General features: G+C 55.7%; 13 protein-coding genes and 1 pseudogene. 6 read left to right on the top strand and 8 right to left on the bottom strand.

Features of this window, described 5'->3' with window-relative positions:
• Position 1 precedes the first annotated feature (1 nt).
• From SD70_RS03000 to SD70_RS02990, 3 genes are all read right to left on the bottom strand, one after another.
• Positions 2-829 carry an aminoglycoside adenylyltransferase domain-containing protein gene (locus SD70_RS03000; RefSeq protein WP_052486994.1) on the bottom strand — a complete coding sequence of 276 codons (828 nt, stop codon included), beginning with the start codon at positions 827-829 and terminating at the stop codon, positions 2-4.
• Positions 829-2,583 (bottom strand): Rieske (2Fe-2S) protein, encoded by a 1,755-nt coding sequence (locus SD70_RS02995; RefSeq protein ID WP_331436713.1) that lies wholly within the window; start codon positions 2,581-2,583, stop codon positions 829-831. The genes SD70_RS03000 and SD70_RS02995 overlap by 1 nt, the downstream gene beginning before the upstream one ends.
• 421 nt (positions 2,584-3,004) lie before the next feature.
• Entirely contained in the window at positions 3,005-3,463 is a 459-nt protein-coding gene (locus SD70_RS02990) for an SgcJ/EcaC family oxidoreductase (protein ID WP_231571002.1), read from the bottom strand.
• 152 nt (positions 3,464-3,615) lie between these two features.
• Between SD70_RS02990 and SD70_RS02985 the strand changes: the two genes are divergently transcribed.
• On the top strand, positions 3,616-4,110 hold the full coding sequence (locus SD70_RS02985) for a MarR family winged helix-turn-helix transcriptional regulator (RefSeq protein ID WP_041045505.1): 495 nt from the start codon (positions 3,616-3,618) through the stop codon (positions 4,108-4,110).
• 362 nt (positions 4,111-4,472) lie between these two features.
• On the opposite strand, the gene SD70_RS02980 is transcribed toward SD70_RS02985, so the two are convergent.
• From SD70_RS02980 to SD70_RS02960, 5 genes and pseudogenes are all read right to left on the bottom strand, one after another.
• The gene (locus SD70_RS02980) at positions 4,473-5,345 is read right to left on the bottom strand and encodes a sugar phosphate isomerase/epimerase family protein (RefSeq protein ID WP_041045503.1); all 873 of its coding nucleotides are present in this window, start codon (positions 5,343-5,345) and stop codon (positions 4,473-4,475) included.
• 18 nt (positions 5,346-5,363) lie between these two features.
• The gene (locus SD70_RS02975) at positions 5,364-6,638 is read right to left on the bottom strand and encodes an alpha-L-fucosidase (RefSeq protein WP_041045501.1); all 1,275 of its coding nucleotides are present in this window, start codon (positions 6,636-6,638) and stop codon (positions 5,364-5,366) included.
• 30 nt (positions 6,639-6,668) lie between these two features.
• Positions 6,669-8,372, bottom strand: coding sequence for an ABC transporter substrate-binding protein (locus SD70_RS02970; protein WP_041045499.1), 1,704 nt, complete (start codon positions 8,370-8,372; stop codon positions 6,669-6,671).
• A gap of 29 nt (positions 8,373-8,401) precedes the next feature.
• Positions 8,402-9,259 (bottom strand): carbohydrate ABC transporter permease, encoded by an 858-nt coding sequence (locus tag SD70_RS02965; protein ID WP_052487003.1) that lies wholly within the window; start codon positions 9,257-9,259, stop codon positions 8,402-8,404.
• 64 nt (positions 9,260-9,323) lie between these two features.
• A pseudogene (locus SD70_RS02960) lies at positions 9,324-10,227 on the bottom strand (ABC transporter permease).
• Positions 10,228-10,367: 140 nt separating this feature from the next.
• On the opposite strand from SD70_RS02960, the gene SD70_RS02955 reads away from it, so the two are divergent.
• The 5 genes from SD70_RS02955 to SD70_RS02935 all read left to right on the top strand — a co-directional run bounded on the left by SD70_RS02955 (position 10,368) and on the right by SD70_RS02935 (position 17,592).
• Positions 10,368-12,149: a histidine kinase gene (locus SD70_RS02955; protein WP_041045495.1), complete on the top strand. Its 1,782-nt coding sequence runs from the start codon at positions 10,368-10,370 to the stop codon at positions 12,147-12,149.
• On the top strand, positions 12,146-13,879 hold the full coding sequence (locus tag SD70_RS39100; protein ID WP_041045493.1) for a response regulator transcription factor: 1,734 nt from the start codon (positions 12,146-12,148) through the stop codon (positions 13,877-13,879). The genes SD70_RS02955 and SD70_RS39100 overlap by 4 nt, the downstream gene beginning before the upstream one ends.
• 145 nt (positions 13,880-14,024) lie before the next feature.
• Positions 14,025-15,482, top strand: a complete 1,458-nt coding sequence (locus SD70_RS02945; RefSeq protein ID WP_041045491.1) for an aminotransferase-like domain-containing protein — start codon at positions 14,025-14,027, stop codon at positions 15,480-15,482.
• A gap of 12 nt (positions 15,483-15,494) precedes the next feature.
• The gene (locus SD70_RS02940) at positions 15,495-16,433 is read left to right on the top strand and encodes a D-alanine--D-alanine ligase (RefSeq protein WP_041045489.1); all 939 of its coding nucleotides are present in this window, start codon (positions 15,495-15,497) and stop codon (positions 16,431-16,433) included.
• Positions 16,423-17,592: a pyridoxal phosphate-dependent aminotransferase gene (locus tag SD70_RS02935; RefSeq protein WP_041045487.1), complete on the top strand. Its 1,170-nt coding sequence runs from the start codon at positions 16,423-16,425 to the stop codon at positions 17,590-17,592. Before SD70_RS02940 ends, SD70_RS02935 begins: the two co-directional genes overlap by 11 nt.
• Positions 17,593-17,662 lie beyond the last annotated feature (70 nt).

Below are 17,662 nucleotides of genomic sequence, written 5' to 3'. Positions count from 1 at the left end.
GTTACCTTCTCCTTGTATGGTAAATGCGATTGCCTTCGGTACGAATCGCCCTAAGCAGCTCCACCAGGTCGCGAAGCCGCGCCTGCTGCGAGCCGTATTCCCGCTCCGCGCGGCGGCGTTTGATCGCCATCGCCTCGCGGATCAGCGGATGCCAGCGTTCCGGCAAAACGGTGAGCCCGTAGGTGCCGGCGCCGATTTTGCCGGTCACGCCGCATTCGCTGACCGTATACAGTTGCCGCAGCATGCCGAGCACGCACCATTCGACCGCTTGATCCAAGCGCTGAGCTTGTGTGTCAAGCTCCGCCGGCTGCTTGGATTCATGCTGCGCCAGCCGATCGATCCAACCGGCCCAATACGTGTTCATGTTGTCGATAACATAGTCGGCTAGCTTATCTTCCGGTACCTCGTACGCAAAAGGCACATCGTCGCCATATACCCGGATACCGTGCTTTTGCAGCACCCACCAGGTGACCGGATTCAAGTCGGCTCCGGTTCCGTCGTCGTGGAGTTGTTTATTGAAATAAGTCAGGAACCCGCTTAGCTCCGGAGGTTGTTTGCCGAGGTCGTTACGGGTTATATAGGCCCCCATCAAGTCGGTGCCTGCCAGCTCGCGCTCGATTTCGCCATGCGCTTCGGCTATGGCTTGCATGTCGGAACGAGCCGGCGCCCGCCGGACGACGGCGATAAAATCGATGTCGCTCGAGCCCTCCACATAGGCGCCGAGCGCCGTGGAGCCGTACAAATAAATCGCCTCCAAGGCGCCCGGCAAGCGGGCCGCAAGCGACTCGGCCAAGCGGTTCATCGTCCTGCCGACGCGGTCCGGCACCATCAGGAGCGTTCCTCTTCGTCAAACAGCCGCTCCCCGCGGTACAACCTCCAGGCGATCCTTGCCGTATGCGGCAGCTCGCGTGCAGTCGGAGCGTGCGCCGCCAAATACCGCGCGCACGCCACCAGCAGCGTCTCCTTCGCCCGCTCCGCGAAACTGTCCGACCGTTCCCGCCACCGTTCGAATTGTTTGACGGCAGCCTCGTACATTTGGAACGTGTGAAACTCGGCGTCTTCCCGGAGCAGACAGTGGCCGAGCGTATTGAGCAGCGCATCGCAATCTTGGCCTGCACGGACGTAGTCGGCAACCCAGCCGGCCGCTTCGTCGACCTGCTGCCTCCGGTCCGTAAGCTCCAGCAGCTCCTCCAGACGGTAATCGCCGTCCGTGGCGGATGCTTTCGGTTTGGGGGCTGGGGCGCGAGGGACGTTCAGAAACCTGTCGTGGTACACAGCCGCCGCGCCGTAAAACAGCGCCCGGTTCAGCAGCGGCTCCTGCGAACGGAGCAGCCGTTCATGTACCGCATGAGCGTAAGTGAACGTATGCAGCACCGCCACCCAGTCGCCGAAATCGTTCTGCGTATGGAACCGCGCGACCCGCTCGGCGGCGGCGAGCGCGATGAGCTGAGCGATGCGGGATGGAGCTATCCCGGAGAGAAGAAGCTCCGTCAGCTTTTCCACCGTGTCGACAGGCCTGTCGCTCAGCAGCTGCTCCAGCAAAGCGTCTTCGTCCAGCTCCGGCACGCCCTCCCGCGCGGCGCCGCTCCCCGCCTGCAGCCGTTCGAAAGCTTGCCGCAGCGGCGTGACGAGATCGACCGGCGCTTGCCAATGGTGCAATTCTTCGCTGCGCGTCGGATCGCCCAAAAGCGGCACGAGCGAAGCGAGCACCGGCTTCGTGAAATCCGCCCCCATCGTCTCCAGCGCTTCGAACGCCTTGTTGTGGAAGTCGAACGTATGCCCGCCGTCCAAATAAAAATGATCCGTAACGGCGACAAGCATCATATCGGCCAGCCGCTCCGCAGAAACGCCGCTTTCGACGGCCGTCAGGAGCACCTTCTCCGCACCCTGCGTATCCCGGACTTCTGCACAGTTGCGATACCATGCCATGAGCCGTTCTACACCTGCGCCGTTTTGCGGCAACGGGCCCAGCAAATGGCGTGGAGCGCGTCCGGCGCTCGCTCGCGCCACATGCACGAGACCGTGATACAGGGCGAGAATTTGCCCCGTGCGGTCCAGCTTGGGCAGCACGTTCCGCATCGCCGTCAATATCGTAAGCCCTGCGCCCCAGCCCGTTCCTTGCCCGGTGCCGAACGCTATGCCGACGCGGACGATGTCGTCCGCCGGCACGCCTGCCTCCACCAGCCCGACTACCGCTTTGGCGATGACGATGCCGATGTTTTGCTCCAGCCCTTGCCGCAGCCGCGCTTTTAATCTGCCTGTATTGTCGGTCTGCCTCGGCACAGGGCTAACCCACACACCGCCATCGTCGATCCTGACGTCGTACGCCGGAACGTCGTCCGCCCACGGATCGAGCGTGCCTCCGCTGCCCACGTCGAAGCGGGCATGATGCCAATGGCACGTCAGCATGCCGTCGCAAACGGTTCCAAGATGGAGCGGAAAGCCGAGGTGCGGACACCGGTTGTCGACCGCGAATACCCGGTCTTCGTGATAAAAAACCGCGATGCCTCCCTTTACGACTTTCGAACGCTCGGCTTTCAACGCTTCCAATGTCCCCGCATGAATCCATTCGCCCAAGCTCACCCGAATCGCCTCCTTACATATTTTCCCTTTAACAACAGTATAGCACGAAACGGTCAGTTGCTTGCTCTTAAAAAGCGAATCTATAATGAACCGTAGAGCAAAAATTTCGGGCAGCATAAGGAAGTGGGGCGGAAACCGATATAGGCAGGGCTTTCCGGTACGATGAGATAGTAAAACAGCTGAAAGAAAAATCATGGCACGAGTTTCTTCGTGTTCCGTCCATAAGTGCCGGAATTTATCGGCTTAAAGTTGGAGACGCGGACCTGCAATCTCCGCTTTCGGATCTTACCGTGCTAGCGATGTTCTCGCCGGCGGAATACACGAACAAAACAAAACGTCTGTGACGAGCACAGACAGTAATAACATAATTTTGTTATTGTCGTTGCCAATACGGCACATCCCTTATCTCTTCAGTTCCTCGCTATTTGCTTAACTTCATGAATATTTTTTGCATCAGGCCCGGTCCCGAGATTCTGCTGTTCTGAAACGCCGCTATTACCCATTTGCCATTCTGTTTCACCACGACGTTGGTATTTATAGAGTCTCTTTTGCTTGGGGCATGTTTTTGCCACCTTAATTTGACGGCTCCGAGTCCGTGAAAGATCGCCATCTCCGGCGAAATGAAGCGGATGTTTTTAATCTCTCCTTCCAGCGTCGACCCTCTCAATACACTGTTCCATAGTTCTTGATGGGTTTCGGCAATCGCTTTTCTCCCCTGCAAATGTTCTCCCTGAAACGTCACATAGTCGGCATCCTCCGTAAAACAAGAACCATAAGCCGTTCCATCCCCGTTATCCCATGCGAATTTCAACTTTTGAAAAAGGGATTCAATCTCTTTAATCTCCTGTGCCATTTCCTTCAGATCTTCTTGTCTTGTCATTCGAATCGTTCCTTTCCGCGATAAAATTGTTTGGCCATTCAAATAACTCGTGGTATACTTGGGAGCGAAAAAAACTTAATACGTACATTTTCTTGATAAATTAATTATCTTGATTAATTAAGATATTATCATCTTAATGTGGAGGTATAGAAATGTCAAGGGATAATTTTCCTTCCGCCGAACTTACTTCGTTACAGCAAGATTTACTGCATGAATTGCGGCAAAACAGCGCACGCGCCGTCATGTTTCATCAATTCATTTCCGAACAGTTGGGGCTAAATGCCACCGATCACAAATGCCTGGATTACTTGAATCGCACCGGCCCCGTAACAGCCGGACAGTTGGCACAACTAACCGGCCTTACAACTGGTGCCGTAACGAGCGTAATCGATCGGTTGGAACAAACAGGTTATGTTGTTAGGGATAAGGATCCGAATGATCGAAGACGCGTAGTCGTCAAGCCCGTGCCGGAAGGATCGGAGCACATTTCACCCATGTTCCAATCGGTCATGCAATCGACGCTCCGGATCATCTCGCAATATACGGATCAGCAGTTGCAGTTGATTCTTGACTTTATCAAGCAGTGCAATGAGCTGACATTAGCTGAGATGAACAAGCTGAAGAAGGAAAATGACAGCGCACAGTAAGCAAGCCCCACCCCGGGAGTTTCGGCAGGCTTCGGCGGGTTGGCAGCGTAAGGCTATTGCAGAAGTCATAAAGGAACGGTGTTCCGCTATTTTCAAAATTGAGAATGATTGCGAGAAAATAGCGGAACCACGTTCCTCTATCGCCGTCGAAACGCCTGCTCATACCCGGTTTACACCGTTTTTGCAGGCAAATAACGGATTCCTGTGCCGCTAATTTGGGGAAATACCGGGAAATGCCGCCGATAACGGAACCCCGTTCCGCTATGCCCATAGCCAAACGAAAAGAACGCCAACTTCGGGTTTGGCGTTCTCCTTCGGGTTTGGCGTTCTTTTCGTGTACGGCGCTCCTGACCGGCAGCCGCTTATGCCTCTTGCCACAGCCGGCGCAAATTGTCCATCGCGATTTTCGAGGCTGCCCTGCATTCCTCCATGCCTTCGAACTCCACGGTCAAATATCCGTCGTAGCCCGACTCCTTAATGAGCTTCAAGATGCGCCGCATATCGAGATCTCCCTGCCCGACGATCGCGCCGCGCAAATAGTTGCCGTGCGCGCTTCGGAACCAGGGGCCGGCGCCGGGAGGCTCGTCGTACGGCCTGATGTAAAAGTCTTTCACATGGACCAGCGACGCATACGGCAAATTGTTGCGCACGCCGACCAGCGGCTGCTCGTCGACGCACAAGAAGTTGCCGACGTCGAGCGTCGTCCGGAAATTGGGACGGTCCACCGCAGCCAGAACGCGCTGCACGCGGTCGCTCGCCTGCACGCTGAAGCCGTGATTTTCGATCGTCGTCGTGATCCCGTACTGAGCGGCGTAATCCGCGATGAGCCGGCTCCCCCTGACCATCCAGGACAAATTTTCCTCGAACCAATGAATCGTCATCATCTCCGGTGGCAGCGTAAAAGCCGTCACGTCGTGGCGCATATGCTTCATGCCGAGCCGGTGCACCAAATCGACATGCTGCTTGACCCGCGCCACCTCGGCCTCGAACGCCGCTTCGTCGGGCTGAACGAAGTTGGCCGGCATCGAATAGTTGGACAGCTCGATTCCCGCTTCCTTCGCCTTGTCCCGGACGGCGTCCGCCAGCTCGGGCTGGTCGACCAGCGTAAACCCGTATGGCACGATTTCCATATGCTCGCCGCCGTTGTCGGCAATCCACTGAATCGCGTCAAGTACCGTCATTTCTCCCGCTTTCAACGCGCTTAGCAAGCTGTACGTGCTAAGTCCGATTTTCAAGTCCATCCCCTCTTTCGTTCATTCGATTTCCAGCGCGATCACGGTGTCGATCTCGTCCGGAAGCTCGGCCCCGGCCAAATGGATGAAGGCGCCGCTGTCGGTGTCCGAATATTGCTCCGCCATCCACGGCACGGATACTTTGAGCTCCGAGCCGTCGGCCAGAAGCCTCGCCTTCTTGATCTTCCCTTTCAGCCCCCGGAAATAAATCGGGCCGATGCCGCGGTCGAACACGTGGGCGTACAGCATGTTCCCGTTCTGCGTATACCGTCCCCATTCCGGCTTCGGGAGGCTTGAGGCGCCGCAGCCGTAAATGCTGTCGCCACTATGACGCATCCATTCGCCGACCGCTTCCAAAATGCGCAGCGACTCCGCCGGAATTTCCCCGCGCGCATTCGGGCCTACGTTAAGCAGCATATTCCCGTTTTTGCTGACGCATTCCACGAGCGCGCGCACGACTTGCTTCGGCGATTTGTAAGCGTGGTCCTTCGCGTGATAGCCCCAGTTGTCGTTGAGCGTGATGCACGCTTCCCACGGAACCGGAAGCCCGTTCTCGTCCACGATGCCGCCCGGCGGCACAATTTGCTCCGGCGAGTAAAAGTCGCCGGCGTACGGTTCTGGCTCGGCCGCCAAAATATGGCCGCCAAGCCGATTGTCGATCATAATGTCAGGTTGAATCGAGCGGATCATGTTCACAAGCTCGGTGGCCCGCCATTTTTCACCGGTCATGTCGTCGTAAGAGAAGTCGAACCACATAATGTCGATTTTACCATACCGGGTAAGGAGCTCCTTCACTTGCGCATGCAAATAATCGACATACCGTTCGAACTGAATGGGCCGGTCTTTGTAAGCCTCGTTGTCCCGCATCGGATGAATGCGGTCGCCGTAAGCGGGGTAATCGTCATGATGCCAGTCGATCAGCGAATAATAGAATCCGACCTTCAGTCCTTCCGCGCGAAACGCCTCGACGTATTCCTTGATCAAATCCCGCTGCGCCGGCGTATTCGTCGCCTTGTAGTCCGTCTGCTCGCTGTCGAACAGGCAGAACCCGTCGTGATGCTTCGTCGTCAGGACAGCATATTGCTGCCCCGCCGCCTTCGCCGCTCTCGCCCATGCCCGCGGATCGTACCGGTCCGGGCGAAACTCCCGGAAATACGGCTCATACTGCTCATTGCTCAGCTTCTCCACGCTTCGCACCCATTCCCCCCTGGCGGGGATGGCGTACAAGCCCCAGTGAATAAACATGCCGAACCGCGCTTCCCGAAACCAGGCTGTACGTTCTAGGCGTTCGTTCATCGCCATGCTCCTTTCGCTGCGCCGCAGCCGTTACTTTTTGTTCATTTTGTCGTAAGCGTCCTGGTAAATTTGCAGGAACTGGCCGATTCCGGAGCTGCCGAGCCCTTTCACGTAAGCGTCCCAGTCCTTATCCAGATCTTTCGCTCCCATAATGAATTGCAGCATCGATTGCTCGATATAGTCTTTGATGATCGGCTTCAGCTGCTTGACCTGATTCGATTGATCCGGAGTGAGGAAAATGTCGGTCGGGAACTCCTCTTTCGGCTGATGGCCATCGTACAGCTTCTTCGTCGCGTTATAAAGTCGCAGCTCCAGTCCGTCCATCGTGTAAGGATCCTGTCCCGTCGCCATGACTGTCTCGCGGAATTCCGCCGAACGCAGCCCCGGTCCCATCTGGTTCCAATGGTCGTTCTGCACTTGGCCGACTCCGTACGACGTTTCCTTGATTGTAATTTTTGGCGCCGTTCCCCGCAAATTTTTTTCGTCCGCGCCCGACTTCACCCAGTTTCTCCCTTCCTCGCCGAAGTTGGACATGATCGTCCCTTCCTCGGAGTACAAGTAGTCGGCCAGGCGGATCGCCGCTTCCGGGTTTTTGTTTTTGTTCGTAATAGCGAATACCGAGTTGCCGACGCCGACATAGTGCGCTGCGTACGAGATACCGTCCGGCCCGGTGAGCGGGGCGATCGGATCGTACTCCTTGTGCCGGGTAGCGTTCGGCGATGCGTCCGTAAATTCGCCGAACCAGCCGGCTGGAATCGCTCCCGCGATCGCGACGTCGGGATGGTTGCCTTTTTGCGCCAGCGCATCGGATTTTTGCGTGAACGCTTCTTTGTCGATCAGCCCTTCCGCATAAAGCTTGTGCAAATACTGCAGCCCTTTCTTGAAGCCCGGCTTGTCGGCGATCGTCTCCAGCTTGCCGTTATGCATATCGAAATAGTTGTTATCCTTGTTGAAATAAATGAAGGCGTTCATGACGAAGGAGAAAACATCCGTGTACCAGCCGGTCGGCGAGCCGGTCAGCGGAATTTCGTCTTGCTTGCCGTTGCCGTTCGGGTCTTTTTCCTTAAACGCTTTCAGCATGTTGTAAAAGTCGTCCGTCGTTTTCGGCGGCTCCATTCCCAAGTTTTTCAGCCATTTCGAATCGACCCACATTTTGGAGCCGAATTGACAGTGAAAGCACTCGTTGATGGAAGGAATCGCATAAATGTTGCCGTCTGGTGCCGTGATCGCCTTCTCCAAGTACGGTATATCCTTGAACGCTTTTTTAATGTTGGGAGCGTACTGGTCAATCAGCTTGTTCAAAGGAATAAACACGCCTTGCTGGCCGTACAGCAGCTGCTCTTCTTTCGTCAAATTGCCCTGCATGAAAATGTCCGGGTAATCGCCGCTGGCGAGCAGCAGCTGCTTCTTCTCGTTCAAGCCGTCCTGCGGAACGAGCTGCCAATCCAGATGTATATTCGTTTTTTGTTCCAAATATTTCGTAAACCAGTTCGTGTTCAAATCGGCGATGTTCGCGGATTGCGGGGCGAAGGCGGTCATCGTAATTTTGTTCTGGACGATAGGGAACCCGGCAGCCTGGAAATTCCCTTGCGCCGCCCCCGCTTTCGCATCGCCAGAAGCTGACGGCGCCGCAGCAGGCTGGTCCGCCTTCTGCTCGCAGCCGAATGTCAGCATCAGCAGCAAGGCGATCAGCGCCAAGCTTACCCATTTCGTAACCTTTCGTTTTGTAGACATTGCGATCTACTCCTTTTGTCGGTGGGGTGTCATCCTTTCAGAGAGCCAATCAGCAAACCTTTCACAAAATGGCGCTGCACAAACGGATATATGATAAGGATAGGAGCGCTCGCCACGACGATAAGCGAATATTTCAGCAGCTCCTTCAGTCCCTGGCGCTCGGCCAGCTCCTTCACATCCTTGACCATCGTGGCGTCGATGGAGTTCAAAATCAAAATGTTGCGCAAGACGAGCTGAAGCGGGTACAAATCCGGCGACTTCAGGAAAATCAAAGCGTCGAAGTACGCGTTCCAATAGCCGATCGCATACATGAGGACGAGCACGGCGATGATCGGCTTGGACAGCGGCAGGACGACCCGCAGCAAAAAGTTCGCATCGCCGCAGCCGTCGAGATGCGCCGCTTCCGTCAGCTCGGCGGGAATTGACGTTTGGAAAAACGTCCTGGCCAAGATGACTTGCCAGACAGCCAGGGCGCCCGGCAAAACCATCGCCCATCTCGTATTCAGCAAATCGAGCCCCTTCACCGTCAAATAGTACGGGATCAAGCCGCCGCTGAACAGCATCGTAAACACGAATAAAGCCATAATGACGTTGCGCCCGTACATGTCTTTGCGCGATAGCGGGTAGGCCGCCGTAATCGTCAGCGCCACGCTGATGGCCGTGCCGAAGCCGGTGTAAAACAGCGAGTTCAGGTAGCCTTTTACAATTTGCGGGTTCTCGAACACCGCCCTGTATCCTTTCAATGTAGGCTCGACCGGGAGCAGCCACACCCGGCCGGAAATGACTGCAGCGGACGAGCTGAAGGACGAGCTGACGATGTAAACGAGCGGGTACGCTACCACCACGAGACAGACGATGAGAAAGGCGTAAACGAACGCCGCAAACATTTTGTCGGAGAAGCTTTCGCGAATGGCGGCGCCGGTGCGGTGCAAAGCCAAGGCGTTCCCCCCTTTACCAGAGGCTATGCTCGGAATATTTTTTCGCAATCAGGTTGACGCCGAGCAGCAGAAGCAGATTGACGACGGAATTGAACAGGCCGACCGCCGTGGAGAAGCTGAAGTTGGCGCCGACGAGGCCCATTTTGTACACGTAGGTCGAAATCACTTCCGACGTTCTGACGTTGATCGCGTTTGCAGCAAATAAATTTTTTCGAAGCCGATGTTCATCACTTGCCCGGCATTCAGGATGAGCAAAATGACGGCAGTCGGCATGAGGCCGGGCAAATCGATGTGAATCAGCTTTTGCAACCGCGACGCCCCGTCCACTTTGGCCGCTTCGTACAGATGAGGGTCGACCCCGGCGAGCGCCGCCATGTAAATGACCGCCGCATACCCCGTAAATTGCCACACTTCCGACAGCACGTAGACGGTTTTGAAATATTCGGGCTTGGTCAGCACGTTGTCCGCCGGGAAGCCGAACGCTTGCGCCAGGAAATGGACGACGCCTATTTGCGGCGACAGGAACAGCATGATCATCGAGACCATAATGACGGTGGAAATAAAGTAAGGCGCGAACGTAACGAGCTGCACGATTCGCTTGAAGGCCCCGCTTCTCGCTTCGTTCAGCGCCAGCGCCAGCAAGATCGGCGCCGGGAAGCCGAGCAGCAGCGAATAGACGCTGATCAGGAACGTGTTTTTCACGATGTTCCAGAAGATCGGCAGATGGAAAAAATCGGCGAAATGCTTGAAGCTACCCATGAGCTGCCCCATATGCCTTTCGTCACCACATAATTTTTGAACGCGATTTGCACTCCGACCATCGGGACGTATTTAAAAACAAGCAAATACACGAGCGACGGCAACAAAATGGCGTACAATTGCCAGCTCTTTCTCATTTTTGCGAGTGCGATCCGCATGCCGGCCGTCCCCACTCTCCTTTTCTTCTTGAGGTTAAGCGTTTACAATAAGATTATAAGAGAAAGGCCAGGCTGGTTATAGCGACCATTTTATAAGCCGAACCGTCCATTTTTAATATTGGCAAGGTGGTGAGTTGTCCGTGCTGCCCCGTCTCGTGTCCAAATTCCGCAACCTCTCCATCGTGAAAAAGATGGCTATCGGCTACTTCGTCATCGTCTTCATTCCGATCATTTCGTTCGGCCTGATCCTGTACAACCAAAACTATAACCGCATTTTGGACGAGTACGCTGGGGGCCGGGAAAAAATTATCGACCAGGTGCTGTCCAATTTAAAAGTGAACACGATCCAGATCGAGTCCGTTTTCGAGCTGTTCCAATATAATTCCAACACCGTCGATTATTTAAGCGGGACGTACCGGACGGATTTCGACCAGGTGAACAACTTCCTCAAATACATCCGCCCGCTGTTTTCGTACATTTATTCCTCGAACAAGCTGGTCGACACGGTGAAAATTTATTTGCCGAAGCAGAACGACATGGTGTTCCGCCCGGAGATGGCGGGCATGGACGAATTCCCTTACGGCGATGCCGTCAAATCGCTTCCGCTCGGCATCGGCGAGTGGAAGTCGCTGGCCGCAGGCGGCCAGCCGCCCGGCATCAATCTGCATTATTTCCGCAAAATCGGCAACCGCAATTACGAGCAGGAAATCGGGCTGCTGGACATTTCCGTGAGCTCGGGCATGATCGCTCCGCTGCTTCGCGCCCTGGGCGCGGACGGAGGCAACAATTTGTATGTGCTGAACAAGAGCGGGCAAGAAATTTACCGGATGGAGACGAAGCCGCTGAGCGGCGAGAAAAAGCAGGCGCTGTTTCGCCTGGCGCCGCAGCGCGACTCTTACCATTCGTACCAAACGGTGAACGGCGAAAAAATGCTGATGGAGTCGTTCTACTTCGACGGGCTGCAAATGAAATTCATCGTGCTGGAGCGAATCGACGACGTCTTCCGGGGCATTAACAAAAACCGCATCGTGCTGCTGCTTGCCGTCTCCGCCTTGCTGCTCGCGCTGTCGGGGCTGTACTACATGATCGCCCTGTCGATAACGAGAAGAATTTTGAAGCTGTCGAGCCATATGCGCAAAGTGGGCGAAGACTACTTCCCGCTCTATCGCGGCGATATCGTGAACGACGAAGTCGGCCAGCTGACGATCTCCTACAACAAAATGATTCATCGCATCGACGAGCTGGTGAACTCGGTGCACCGCTCGGAAATGATGCGCAAGGAGGCCGCCTATCAAATGATGCAGGCGCAGATCAAGCCTCATTTTTTGTACAACACGCTGGAATCGATCCGGATGATCGCCGAGGCTAACGACGATCCCGACGCCGCCCATATGTCCTACTCGCTCGGCAAGCTGCTGCGGTACAGCCTGTCGTCGGCCAAGAGCGAAACCGTTCTGCTCGAGGAAATCGAAAACGTCAAAGAGTACATCCATATTCAAAGCGTGCGTCTTGGCGACCGGCTGCAGGTGTCGTTCCAACTGTCGGCCCGGGTCGACAGCTTCGTTTGTCCCCGGTTTATTTTGCAGCCGCTCGTGGAAAACAGCATCGTGCACGGCATCGCCGGCGTCCGGAAGCGCTGCACGCTGACGATCCGGGTGTACGAAGACTCTTCCCATATGTACGTCGACATTTCGGATACGGGGGCCGGTATCGAGGAAGGGAGGCTGCGCCACATTCAAGCGGGACTTAAATGGGCGGCGGACGCCGGGGACTCGCTTGCGGCCGGCGGCGGCGTAGGTCTCTATAATGTCAACGAAAGGGTTAAAATGTTCTATGGCAAAGATTCGGGAATTCGGCTCGAAAGCGTTTATGGAGAAGGCACGAGCTGCACACTCCGCCTATGCAAGGGGGAATCGGCTTGAAGCTGCTTGTCGTCGATGACGAGCCCGTCATTTTGCACGGAATAATGCGGATTATCGAGAGAGGAAACACTCCTTTCACCGAAGTGGTCGGAGCTGCGGACGGCATCGATGCGCTGCAGCTGCTCGAGCGTTTCAGGCCGGATTTGATGATCACGGATTTGCACATGCCCGAGCTGAACGGGCTCGAACTGATCCACGAGGTGCAGAGCCGGCGCTATTGCGACCGTTTCATCATTTTAACCGGCTATGACGATTTCGAATATGCCAGGCAAGCGATCCGCTACCGGGTGATCGATTACTTGCTGAAGCCGATTCATAAAGAAGAGCTGCTGAACCTGCTCGTTCGCACCGCGCAGTCGATCGAGAAGGAGCGCGCGGCTGCGGGAAAGCTGGATTTGCTCAAGTTAAAAGAGCATATTTTGTACAATAGCCCTTTTGACGAGCAGTTTGTCTCTCCCGACGAGCTGAAGGCGATGCTGCCCTATCCGCACATCGGTCTGCTGGCGGGCTGTGCGGAACCGGAAAGCTTGCCGGCGTTCCTGGCTTGCGTCAATCGGCTTGCTGCCGAGTTGGAGGCCGGATTCGGATTGAACGGGAAAGCTGTCGTCCTGCATTCCCGCCAGCTCGGCCAGGCCGTCGTGCTCATCAACAGCGCATCGGCTATCTCCGAAGCGCAGCTGAGCGGCATTCGCGGCAAGCTGCTCGCCTCGGGCGACCCGCGCCTGCACAAGCTCGGCATCGGCTTCAGCCAGCGGGAACATGCGGCGGGAAAGCTGCGGGAGCTTTACAACGAAGCGATTGCGGCAGCGATCGTAAGCCGCTATGCGCAGGGCGAGATCATGGCCGTATTCGATCAGCATGAGCTGGGGATTGAAGAGGGTTTGAATCGATTGCACCGACTGGTTGAGGAACGGCTGCAGCGGTGGGAATCGCCGGAGCAAATCAGGCAAGACATAGCGCGCTGGTGGGCCGAGGGTGCCCCGGATGCGGGGTCCGGTGCGGGCGGCGGGGTTGCTGGGGGCGCCGGGGCCAGTAGGGTTGCCGGTGATACAGGGGCCGCTGTGGGCGCAGGGTCCGGGGATGCTAGGGTTGCAGGGAGCGCCTGGTCCAACGGGGGTGCCGGGGATGCTGCGGATGTTGGGGACGTCGATTCCAACGGGATCGCTGGAGATACAAGGGCTGTTGAAGCCGCCGGAGCGTCTTTTCGCCGGGATCACCGCCCGCTGCTCGTGTGCATCGCTGTCTACTTGCACCACATCGGGTCAAGTCTGGAAAAAATCGCGGGCCCGCAAGCGGCGGCCGAGCTTTTCCAGAACAGCGAGCGGCTGGAGGGCGATGCGCTGGCAGCCTTATGGAGCCAAGTGCTGCAAGCTGTGCATCGCACGGATGCGAAGCATTCGACTCAGCATACGATGGATAAAATCATCGGCTACGTGGAAGCAAACTACAAGCAGGACCTTTCGCTGGACTTGCTGTCCGAGCATGTCCAGGTGCATCCGAACTACATCAGCATCCTGTTCAAGAAAGAGAAAGGGACGACTTTTCTTCATTATTTGCATTCGTTCCGCATCCATAAAGCCAAAGAGCTGATGAGCCAATTTCCGGACTGGCCGCTCGATGCGATAGCGGAGCAAGTCGGCTACGCAAACCCGAGACATTTTTACAAAGTGTTTAAAAAATACGAGCATCAAACCCCGGGCCAGTTCCGCATTGCCAGCAAGAGGGACTGAGCATGCCTGCTAAAACCGGGACCGAGCAAATGCTATACAATGCCCCGCACACAGTTCAGGAACCACAACCCGGCAAAAAATGCCGGGTTGTGGTTCTTTCTTTCCTCTCCCTGTTTGTGCCATCATGTTTATGGGGGCGATGAACATGTTTAACGACTTCAAGGCCACGGAAGACCGGCCTGTCTTTATCCAGGTGAAAGATTACTTGAAACGTCTGATTATAAAAGGATCCCTGCAACCCGAACAGAAGCTGCCCTCCACCCGCGAGCTCAGCTTGCTGCTCTCCGTCAGCCGCAACACCGTTATTTCCGCGTACTCCGAGCTGGAGAACGATGGCTTTGTTTATGCAGTTCAGGGAAAAGGCAGCTATGTTGCAGCCGCTTCCGCACCCCCGGTTGCAGCCGCTCCATCCTGCGAAATCGATTGGCCATCGCGCATTAACGGATATGCGCGGCAAGCCGTAGAGCTGGACCGAATGAAGCGCGGCATTCGCGCGGAGAAAAACGTTATTTCCTTCACCAGCATAGCGCCCGACGAGAAGCTATTCGATCTGGATAATGTGAAGCGCGCTTTTCTTGACCGTATGGCGATCGAGGGGAACGTTCTGCTCAATTACGGCTATGCGAAAGGCTATAAGCCGCTTATCGATTATTTGTTGAATTATATGGAGCATAAGGGCGTCGATCTGAGCGGGAAAGATATGCTGATAACGAGCGGCTTCACGGAAGCGTTCGACATCGTCCTGTCCGCTCTTCGCAGAAAAGAAGGCGGATCGGTCGTTTGCGAAAATCCGACCCACTACACCGCGATCAAAAACTTGAAACTGAACGGTTTCGACATTACCGGCATTCCGATGGAGCATGACGGCATCAATCTGACCGAGCTGGAACGCGCATTAACGGAACGGGCTTACGATTGCGCATATTTGATCCCGTCCTACCACAATCCTACCGGCATCGTAACGTCCCCCGTGAAAAGAGCGGCAATCATGCATCTTATGGCCCGACACGGTATCCCGGTCATCGAAGACGGTTTTAACGAAGAGCTGCGTTATTCGGGCTCGCACGTTTCCCCTTTAATCGCAACAGCCGGGCAGGGAAACGGCGTTATTTATCTCGGCAGCTTCTCCAAAGTGCTTTTCCCCGGCCTCCGGGTGGGCTGGGTACTGGCGGACCGCCGGCTCATCGATTGCCTGGAAAGCATCAAGCGCTCGCGCAGCATTCACACCTCGACGCTTGATCAATCGGTGCTTTATCAATATCTTCGTAACGGCAACTTGGAGAAATATTTGAAAAAGGCCCGCTCCGAATATAAACGAAAATACGAGTGGACGAAGCTTTGCTGCGAAACGCATCTCCCTTATAAAAAATTATCGGGAGACGGAGGCTTGCATCTGTTTGTCGAATTCGAAGAGCGTTTCGATACGACGGCGCTGCTTAACGCCTGTGCAGGCCAAGGTGTCATTTTTACGCCGGGGGACATGTTTTACACCGACGGCGGAGGACGGCATACGATGCGGCTCGGCTTCTCCAGAGTGAAATTCGAAGATATCGAGAGAGGGCTTGAAATCATCGGCCTGACGGCCAGACAACTTATAGGATAACGAGGTGCTGACATGAAGGTTGGCGTCATTATGGGAGGCGTATCGTCGGAACGCGAAGTGTCGCTCAAGACAGGCAGGCAAATGATCGACCAGCTGGACCGAAACAAATACGAACCGGTTCCGATCGTCCTTACGAAGCGGGAAGATCTTGTCGGCATGACGGAAGGAATCGATATCGCGCTGCTTGCGCTGCACGGCGCTTACGGCGAGGACGGTACGGTCCAGGGGACGCTGGAGACGCTCGGCATTCCGTATACGGGCAGCGGCGTACTGTCGAGCGGCTTGTGCATGGATAAGGACCTGAGCAAAAGATTGCTGCTGGCCGAAGGAATCCCGACGCCAGATTGGTTCTGTTGGACCGGGATGGACGAATATGCGCCGGAAGACGTCGAGAAACGGCTCGGCTTTCCGGTCTTCGTAAAGCCGAACCGGGGCGGTTCCAGCATCGGCGCGCAAATGGCGGCAGACCGGCAATCGCTTCGTTCGGCCGTCCGGGAAGCTTTGCGCTGGGACCGGTCGATCATCGTTGAACAGTATATGAAAGGCGACGAGCTGACCTGCTCCATACTAAACGGCGAGCTTCTGCCGATCGTCGGCATCCGTCCGGTTCAATCCGGATGGTTCGATTATCAAGCGAAGTATGCAGAAGGCGCAGCGGACGAACAGGTTATCGTGTTGCCGGCCGAGCTGGAGGCCCGAGTGCGCGAAACGGCGCTCGCTTGCTACCGCCTTCTTAAATGCAGCGTATACGCCCGAATCGATATGATGCTGGTGGACGGCATCCCCTACGTGTTGGAAGCCAACACGTTGCCCGGTATGACGGTTACCAGTCTTCTTCCCAAAAGCGCAGAAGCGGCGGGCATATCGTTTGACCGGCTGCTGAACCTTATTATCGAATTATCCATGCAAGAGCGAAAGAAAGAACGGGAGATGACTTGTTATGCGCAATGAATATGTGACGCAGCGCGTTCGCGACATTCCGCCTTCCGGAATTCGCGCCTTTTTCGAACTGACCGAAAATAATCGGGATACGATCTCGCTCGGCATCGGAGAACCGGATTTCGTTACGCCGGAACATGTCCGGGCGGCCTGCATTCGCGCTCTACATGAAGGAAGGACGAAGTACACCCCGAATGCCGGTCTGTACGAACTGCGGGAGGAAATCGCTTCGTATCTGCACAATGGATTCGGTCTCCGCTATGAACCCGCAAACGAGGTGCTCGTAACGGTAGGTACGAGCGAGGCGGTCGATTTGGCGCTTCGGACCTTTGTGGAGGCGGGCGATGAGGTGCTTATCCATACTCCCTGTTATATCGCCTACTCCCCCATCGCCCATCTTCACGGTGCTCAAGTTGTCGAAGTGAAAACGACCGCGGAAGAGCGGTTCAAACTGACTGCGCGGGCGCTGGCCGAGTCGTTGACACCTCGCTCGAAGGTGCTTGTAGTAAATTTCCCGAATAACCCGACAGGTGCCGTTATGACGGAGGAAGATTGGCTGCCGGTTGCCGAGCTGGCCGTGCGTTACGACCTGATCGTCGTTTCGGACGAAGTTTACGCCGAGCTTTCTTACGGAGCGCGGCATGTGAGCATCGCTTCGCTTCCGGGCATGAAGGAGCGGACGATCGTGATTAACGGATTTTCCAAAGCTTTTGCCATGACGGGATGGCGTGTCGGCTATGCCTGCGGCAGCCGGGAGCTTATTGGCGGCATGCTCAAAATCCATCAATACACGGCGATGTGCGCTCCGGTTCTCGGACAAATCGCCGCCATCGAATCGCTGCGCAACGGTCTGGAAGCAAAGGAAACGATGAAAGACGCGTTCGACGGACGCAGGCGGATGTTCGTCAAAGGATTGAGAGAAATCGGACTGCCGTGCCATGAACCGCAGGGTGCCTTCTATGCTTTCCCTTCTATTGCGCACACAGGGCTAAGCTCCGAGCATTTCGCCCGGCTGCTTCTAAAAGAAGCGGGAGTTGGAGCCGTTCCGGGCCATGTTTTCGGAACAGGAGGAGAAGGCCATATCCGATGTTCGTATGCGGTTTCGGCGCAGCTGCTTGCCGAAGCGCTTGAGCGCATGAAACGGTTCGTCTGCGTACCGGAACGGACTTAATTTCGATAATACCGACTCAATACCTTCGTTATTCAGCTAATCTGTCCGTAAAACAGCGAGGCTGCCCATC

This window comes from Gordoniibacillus kamchatkensis (assembly GCF_000829455.1).
GTDB classification, from domain to species: Bacteria; Bacillota; Bacilli; order Paenibacillales; family NBRC-103111; genus Gordoniibacillus; species Gordoniibacillus kamchatkensis.
Note: the sequence above shows the minus strand (reverse complement) of the source record. Positions and strands in the feature narration are given on the sequence as shown.

Excerpts from the sequence above, each read along its gene's own strand:
- SD70_RS03000 (WP_052486994.1), bottom strand. The coding sequence starts at position 829 with ATGGTGCCGGACCGCGTCGGCAGGACGATGAACCGCTTGGCCGAGTCG.
- SD70_RS02990 (WP_231571002.1), bottom strand. The coding sequence starts at position 3,463 with ATGACAAGACAAGAAGATCTGAAGGAAATGGCACAGGAGATTAAAGAG.
- SD70_RS02985 (WP_041045505.1), top strand. The coding sequence starts at position 3,616 with ATGTCAAGGGATAATTTTCCTTCCGCCGAACTTACTTCGTTACAGCAA.
- SD70_RS02975 (WP_041045501.1), bottom strand. The coding sequence starts at position 6,638 with ATGAACGAACGCCTAGAACGTACAGCCTGGTTTCGGGAAGCGCGGTTC.
- SD70_RS02970 (WP_041045499.1), bottom strand. The coding sequence starts at position 8,372 with ATGTCTACAAAACGAAAGGTTACGAAATGGGTAAGCTTGGCGCTGATC.
- SD70_RS02965 (WP_052487003.1), bottom strand. The coding sequence starts at position 9,259 with ATGTTTGCGGCGTTCGTTTACGCCTTTCTCATCGTCTGTCTCGTGGTG.
- SD70_RS02945 (WP_041045491.1), top strand. The coding sequence starts at position 14,025 with ATGTTTAACGACTTCAAGGCCACGGAAGACCGGCCTGTCTTTATCCAG.
- SD70_RS02940 (WP_041045489.1), top strand. The coding sequence starts at position 15,495 with ATGAAGGTTGGCGTCATTATGGGAGGCGTATCGTCGGAACGCGAAGTG.
- SD70_RS02935 (WP_041045487.1), top strand. The coding sequence starts at position 16,423 with ATGCGCAATGAATATGTGACGCAGCGCGTTCGCGACATTCCGCCTTCC.